This window comes from Fusibacter sp., assembly GCF_057447755.1.
The window spans coordinates 1-6,539 of sequence record NZ_JBVBZF010000196.1 but is presented as its reverse complement, the minus strand read 5'-3'; the positions used below and the strand labels follow the sequence as shown (position 1 = coordinate 6,539).

Annotated in this window: 8 protein-coding genes and 1 pseudogene; all 9 read left to right on the top strand. The window is 37.2% G+C overall.

All coding sequences use genetic code 11. The features are described from left to right. Window positions 1–3: 3 nt before the first annotated feature. A complete protein-coding gene (locus AC220I_RS16185) occupies window positions 4–156 on the top strand; it encodes a hypothetical protein (RefSeq protein WP_486724899.1) in 153 nt (50 codons plus the stop codon). A 150-nt stretch (window positions 157–306) separates the two neighbouring features. Then, a complete protein-coding gene (locus AC220I_RS16180; protein WP_486724898.1) occupies window positions 307–2,139 on the top strand; it encodes a putative Na+/H+ antiporter in 1,833 nt (610 codons plus the stop codon). A 30-nt stretch (window positions 2,140–2,169) separates the two neighbouring features. Further along, on the top strand, window positions 2,170–2,574 hold the full coding sequence (locus AC220I_RS16175; protein ID WP_486724897.1) for an ATP-binding protein: 405 nt from the start codon (window positions 2,170–2,172) through the stop codon (window positions 2,572–2,574). Further along, complete coding sequence (locus AC220I_RS16170) at window positions 2,574–2,876, top strand: STAS domain-containing protein (RefSeq protein WP_486724896.1); 303 nt, start codon at window positions 2,574–2,576, stop codon at window positions 2,874–2,876. Before AC220I_RS16175 ends, AC220I_RS16170 begins: the two co-directional genes overlap by 1 nt. 17 nt (window positions 2,877–2,893) lie before the next feature. Further along, complete coding sequence (locus AC220I_RS16165; protein WP_486724895.1) at window positions 2,894–4,063, top strand: PP2C family protein-serine/threonine phosphatase; 1,170 nt, start codon at window positions 2,894–2,896, stop codon at window positions 4,061–4,063. Window positions 4,064–4,160: 97 nt separating this feature from the next. Further along, window positions 4,161–4,463, top strand: coding sequence for a hypothetical protein (locus AC220I_RS16160; protein ID WP_486724894.1), 303 nt, complete (start codon window positions 4,161–4,163; stop codon window positions 4,461–4,463). A 213-nt stretch (window positions 4,464–4,676) separates the two neighbouring features. Next, window positions 4,677–5,402 carry a PHP domain-containing protein gene (locus AC220I_RS16155; protein ID WP_486724893.1) on the top strand — a complete coding sequence of 242 codons (726 nt, stop codon included), beginning with the start codon at window positions 4,677–4,679 and terminating at the stop codon, window positions 5,400–5,402. Between the two features lie 10 nt (window positions 5,403–5,412). Continuing rightward, complete coding sequence (gene rapZ, locus AC220I_RS16150; protein WP_486724892.1) at window positions 5,413–6,264, top strand: RNase adapter RapZ; 852 nt, start codon at window positions 5,413–5,415, stop codon at window positions 6,262–6,264. A 42-nt stretch (window positions 6,265–6,306) separates the two neighbouring features. Further along, a pseudogene (locus AC220I_RS16145) lies at window positions 6,307–6,539 on the top strand (gluconeogenesis factor YvcK family protein); the annotation flags it as partial.

The following is a 6,539-nucleotide window of genomic DNA, read 5'->3' as shown; positions in this document are numbered from 1 at the left end:
GCAATGGTATCTGAAAAGCACTGTGGTTTTGTGGTAAATACAGGTAACGCAACCTGTAAAGAGGTGATCACTTTAATAGAAATTATTCAGAAGGTGGTCAGAGACCAATTTGATGTGACACTCGAAAGAGAAGTTAGAATTTTTGGTAAAGAATAAAAGTCAACTTAAGCGATATAATGAAGCCTAATCCATTTTATGGATTGGGCTTTTTTTATGGCAAAACAAGGCAAATGATTTAAGCGCATGATTTATTTGATTATGAAAGGGTATCTTTTATATAAATATACTCTTAAGGAGAAGCAAACTATGAAGATTAAACATGCCAAGGGAAAGCTAATGATATCATTGATCATAATCGCTGTTCTTTTAATGAGTTTGTTATCCTATGGGCAGATTAATTTAAGTGCCGATAGTGTAAATGGCGAAGAGAAGGTCGTGGAATTTCCGCGTTCTCAAGAGAGTTATGGTGATCAGGCATATACAAGCTATTGGGAAGTTGTAAAACATAGGGTGGAAATGGAGCCATTTAACTTAATCGGCACCATGATCTTCTTCATGGCTATTATGCATACCATGCTCACCAGCCTTTTTCATAAAAAGGCTCATAAGTTAGAAGCAGCATATGAAGAACAAATCAAACTAGGCCTTAAGGACAAGAACTCCTATTCCATTGGAGCCAGTATCATGCATCTCTTTGGAGAGGTAGAAGTGGTCTTTGGCATTTGGGCAGTATTGCTTGCTGTCAGTATTGCCTTTTACTACGATTGGGATACCTTCGTCGTTTATTTGGACAGTTTAAGATATACAGAGCCATTGTTTGTAATAGTGGTGATGACAATTGCATCCAGCAGACCAATTCTAAAATTATTTGAAATCATCATGTGGTGGTTTGTGAGAATGTTCGGCAGTACCCTTGAAGCGTGGTGGCTTACAATTCTAATCGTCCCAGCTGTTTTAGGGGCTTTTATCACTGGTCCTGCGGCAATGACCATTGCAGCCTTACTTTTAGCGGATAAATTTTATAGTTTGAATCCATCAGAGAGACTTAAATATGTGACATTGGCACTCTTGTTTGTAAACATTTCCATAGGCGGTTTTCTCACAAACTTTGCATCACCGCCCATATTAATGGTTGCAGATGTTTGGGGTTGGGATATGCCTTTTATGTTGAGGACTTTCGGATGGAAGGCGTTGCTTGCCATTGGCATCTCAACTTTTGCTTATTTTTTACTTTTTAAAAGGGATTTAAGTGAACTCAAGGGGGCATATGACAACTATCGCTATAAACGTTATATTCAGCACAGGTTTATCAGTAAGAAAGAACTTGAAGCTTCATTTGAACAATTGGCTCAAATCGTAGATAAAAGAGTGAGCTTTACCAACGAACTTGACGCCTATAGTATGATTTTGAGAGAGAATATCAAGGAGTTAGCCTCTCAAAAACTAACCCCTGAGGAGTGCAAACTCTATGATATTGACAATGCCATCGATGAAAAATTCGAAGGCATCAAAATTGAAGAGATGAAAAGAACCATTCCAGGCCTATTGCCACCTGATGATCAGCCTTCCTATTTTGATCCTAATTGGGATCAGCGAGAAGACCGCGTGCCATTTTGGATTATTGGAACTCACTTATTCTTCCTGATATGGACGGTTGTTAATGCACATGAACCCGTTCTTTTTCTCGCAGGTTTCTTGTTCTTCCTTGGATTTTACCAAGTGACTTCATTTTACCAAAATAGACTGGACCTAAAGCAGGCCTTACTGGTTGCCTTTTTCCTTTCTGGTATTATGATTCACGGAACTTTGCAAGGCTGGTGGATTGCGCCTTTATTAGTCAGCCTACCAGAACTGGGGCTTAACTTGACCTCAATCTTTTTAACAGCCTTTAATGATAATGCCGCAATTACTTATTTAAGTACATTGGTGACCAATTTCCCTGATGACTTGAAATATGCAATTGTTGCAGGTGCTTTAACAGGAGGCGGCCTTACGGTAATCGCCAATTCGCCAAACCCAATTGGACAATCCATCCTTAAACGATTTTTTAACACGGGTATCTCAGGAGGCTTACTTTTAAAATATGCCTTGTTGCCAACTGTGATTTCAGCTTTAATTTTTAATATTCTTAGAGGTTAATCACTGAAATTTCATGAGAGGAGTACAAGAATGATTCTTTATGAAAAGTCAATAGAATCCAATTTCGATGCAGCAGATGCTGCTGTGAACGAAATCTTAAATCTCATAAAAAACCAGTTGCCAATGATTGATTCGCATAGGCGCTTTAAGATTAATTTCATGCTGCGTGAGATTATCAACAATGCTGTAGAACATGGTAACCACTTTGCAAAGGATAAATTTGCCAACATCCTTGTTAAATTGCAGCATGAGGGCTTAATCTTTGAAGTGAGAGATGAGGGTGACGGCTTTAAACTTGATCCAAATTTTCATATAAGGAACAATTTAAGAGAGAGACAAAGAGGCTATGAAACCATAGCAGAAATGGCGTTTAAAATTGAAATTGATCACAATTGTGTAAAAGTGACATTTGATTTGAACATGGAGGTGTCGTAATGGAAAAACAAATGAATGATGATTGCATCACACTTACATTAACAGAAGGGTTAACCGCAAACAATGTTCCAAAATTTAATGACAGTCTGTCACAACTCTTAGATCATGAGACTTCTTATAGGGAACTTATTTTAAATCTTGGCAAAATCGAGAATATTGATTCTGTAGGCGTTACTTTTGTAATCAGCCTTTTCAAGAGAATGAAAAGAGAAGAAAAGCTTTTTAAGGTCTCTGGGGCCAGTGAAGATATAAAGAGTTTATTCAAATTGATGAAGCTAGATCAATTCTTTGAATTGCTATAGTGACTGGAGGTGTCATCGTGGCTTATCGCATATTGATTGCAGACGATGCAACTATGAACCGAATGCTCGTAAAAAAAATACTATCTCAAAATCTTGAAGGCTCCCAATTTGAAGAAGCTCAAAATGGCCAAGAGGTGCTTGATATTTTAGAGAAAACCACTGTTGATTTGATTATTTTAGATTTAATCATGCCTGTGATGGATGGTTATGAAACCTTAAAAATTCTTAAGAGTCATCCAATTTATCAAGACATTCCTGTAATCGTAAACAGTGCTATAACTGAAATTAATTCAATTGAAAAGACCCTTAAGGACGGAGCGGTAGATTATTTTACTAAACCACTTTCACCAAATGACATGAATATCATCCTGCCCTTAAAAGCCAGAAATGCCCTGAAGCTCTATGATCAAAATAGGACAATCATTGAGCTTAATCGCTTGATTCAAGATGAACTGAAAAATGCAAATACATTTGCAAATATTATGCTGCCAAAATCGGGACGCTTTAAGGGTGTGGATTTATTTATTAAATATCATCCGTCTCTAGGCATTGGTGGAGATTTGTTTGACTGTGTTGAGCAGGATGGTAAAATCCACTTTATGGTGGCAGATGTCACTGGTCATGGCATCGCAGCAGGCATGGCCTCTTCCATGGTGAAAATCCTTTATCGCAAGAGTATTCTTAAAAAGAATATCATGCCGCATGAAATCATAGAAGAAATGAATCAATCTATTTTTGATATTTTTGATTTCGCAGGAGAGGACAATTATTTTGTCTTTACAGCCTTTGTAGGGATTATCGATCATGGAACGCTTTACTATGCAAATGCAGGTCAGCCTTATCCAATGATTTTTCACAGATACACCAATAATTTTGAGGAAATTCACCAAAATGGATTTCTTGTGGGCATGATGGAAGATGTGGCATTTGAAACAGAACAGGTAGCACTTAAAAAGAACGATGTCATATTTCTATATACAGATGGCTTGTTTTGCTCTGGAGAGGCATCAGACTTTACTGAATGGGAAAAGGTCTTTGCAGTGGCAACAAGATTGAAAGGGGCACTATTTGATAATCCAAACGAGTTTCTAGAAGAGGTTTTTTATTCATTTCACATGATTCACAAAGCCAATCACACTGATTTTACAGATGATGTTGCCATGATGCTCATCAAGTTGACCTCATAAAGGCCCAATTTTAATGAATTTTTAAGTTGACTCTCATGTGTGTATAAGGAAGCCATATCATAATGAAAGTATAAGGCAAACTCATGGAGTGATATGGATGAAAAAAGACCGATTTTATGATTCTCAAATTTTTAGATTGATATTGTTGATGTTCTTGAGCATCGCTTTAATCGAAATCATATTTGTTGCCTCAGGCTTTTTGATCAACAAGTATTTTTTCAATATTATAAGCGTGCTGGACTGCATGTCATTATTTAATGGGTTTATTGTCTTCCTGTTTTTTGCAATTGAAAAATTTGGAGGGGTAGAAGCCCAGTTAAATAGACTGTTGCTCAGAATGACCTTGTTCTTATCCATCCTTTCAAGCGCCTTGATCTTTATATTTGCCAACAGAGGTTAATCAAGAGAATATAAAAAAACGAATCAATTGTTGCACACTCCGACAATTGATTTTTAATATATAAGCAAAGCCTTGTCCAATTTTCTTTAAAAGGGTTCAAGGTATCTGAGAACTTGCCGTTTAACTTACATTCATAAATTTATTTTAAGGCAAACTTAGTATATAATGAAATAAATACCGTCTTTTGTTTTCAAAGGAGAAAGCGAGGTTATTATGCAAATTAATTCAGATTATCATATGCATTCAAAATATAGTGGTGATTCTAAAAATGAACTGGAAGCGATTGTTCAACGTGCAATTGAGCTCGGATTAAAAGAAATCGCCATCACAGATCACGGGCCTATGCATGATGGCTATGGCATTAAGAAAACGGACTACTGGATCATCAGAAAAGAAATTGATTTATTGAAGGAAAAATATCCTCAAATTAATATATTGCTGGGCCTTGAGGCAAATATTCTTGGATCGGATGGTGAAATTGATTTAGATGAGGACATGCGTGCCATTTGCGACTGGGTTAATGCAGGCTATCATTTCGGCAGTAATTTGCGCCATGATTTAAAAATTCATTTTTACAACCTACTCAGTCGACAATCCAAGTACTTTTATAATAAGGCCAAGGCGATCAACACCAAGGCCATGGTCAATGCCATGACAAAAAATAAAATTAATATGATCACCCATCCCGGTGCAAAAGGACCAATTGATATTGATGAAGTGGCATCGGTGGCAAGTCAAACAGGCACCATGCTTGAAATCAATAATTCTCACGGGCACTTAACAGTAGAAGAAATTATCATCGCCCATAAATATGGTGTGAAATTTGCCTTGTGCAGCGATGCCCATCGCATAGAGCGAATTGGCCTAGTCCCAAACTCAATAAAACGTGCACTAGAAGCGGGCTTAACATCTGAAGATATTTATAACGTAGAATCTTAAGGAGGCATTTATGAATTTCATCATCATTTCAGGTCAGTCTGGTGCAGGTAAAAGTCAGGCTAAAAAAGTATTTGAAGACTTCGGATATTACTGTATCGACAATTTACCGCCATCGTTAATTCCAAATTTTCTAGAGTTATTGGAGCAAAATTCTGAAGATATCAACAATATTGCGTTGGTTATTGATATAAGAGGTGGCAAATTCTTTAAAGATTTAGAAGATAATCTTGAGCTTTTAACACAAAAGAATTATGACTATCGCATTTTCTATTTTGAAGCTAATGATGATGTCTTGATCAAAAGATTTAAAGAGACGCGTAGAAGCCATCCCCTTGATCCGGCTGCTAGAATTGAAACCTGTATAGAACAAGAGAAAGAAATACTTTCTGCCCTCAAAGAAGAGGCGGATTTTGTGATTAATACAGGGGTTATGACCCAATCTCAATTAAAAAGTGAAATTTCAAGATTTTTAGAAATTAAAGATGAAACACAGCAAATTGCTTTGACCATTATGTCATTTGGCTTTAAAAAAGGTGTACCCCTTGATTCTGATTATGTATTTGATGTGCGTTTTTTACCAAACCCATATTATATCGAGGAGCTTAGGACGCTTACGGGCAACGACAAACCCGTTAGAGATTATGTTATGAGTTTTCAGGAAAGCAACGATTATATCAATCGAATTGAGGATTTGTTGGCGTATGCAGTCCCTATGTTTGTAAGAGACGGTAGAAATCAATTGGTGATTTCAGTGGGCTGTACTGGTGGTCAGCATCGTTCTGTAACCTTCGCAAATGAGCTTAGCTTATTTTTTAAAGATAAAAATTACAATGTTGTCACTGTTCATAGAGACGCAAAATAGGCATAGAAAATAAACCAATAAGTGAGGTAAAATATGCTCAATATTGTAGCAATTGGCGGTGGCACTGGACTCTCGGTTATACTGAGAGGTCTTAAGGAAATCTCCACAAACATCACAGCAGTTGTCACAGTAGCAGATGACGGTGGTGGATCGGGTGTTCTAAGAGAGGACCTTGGCATGTTGCCACCAGGAGATGTCCGAAACTGCATCTTAGCACTGGCCAACAAAGAACCCATCCTGCAGGATTTGTTTCAATATAGGTTTGAGGAGGGGCG

Coding starts and splice junctions, on each gene's coding strand:
- AC220I_RS16185 (WP_486724899.1), top strand. CDS start 4: ATGGTATCTGAAAAGCACTGTGGTTTTGTGGTAAATACAGGTAACGCA.
- AC220I_RS16180 (WP_486724898.1), top strand. CDS start 307: ATGAAGATTAAACATGCCAAGGGAAAGCTAATGATATCATTGATCATA.
- AC220I_RS16175 (WP_486724897.1), top strand. CDS start 2,170: ATGATTCTTTATGAAAAGTCAATAGAATCCAATTTCGATGCAGCAGAT.
- AC220I_RS16170 (WP_486724896.1), top strand. CDS start 2,574: ATGGAAAAACAAATGAATGATGATTGCATCACACTTACATTAACAGAA.
- AC220I_RS16160 (WP_486724894.1), top strand. CDS start 4,161: ATGAAAAAAGACCGATTTTATGATTCTCAAATTTTTAGATTGATATTG.
- AC220I_RS16155 (WP_486724893.1), top strand. CDS start 4,677: ATGCAAATTAATTCAGATTATCATATGCATTCAAAATATAGTGGTGAT.
- rapZ (WP_486724892.1), top strand. CDS start 5,413: ATGAATTTCATCATCATTTCAGGTCAGTCTGGTGCAGGTAAAAGTCAG.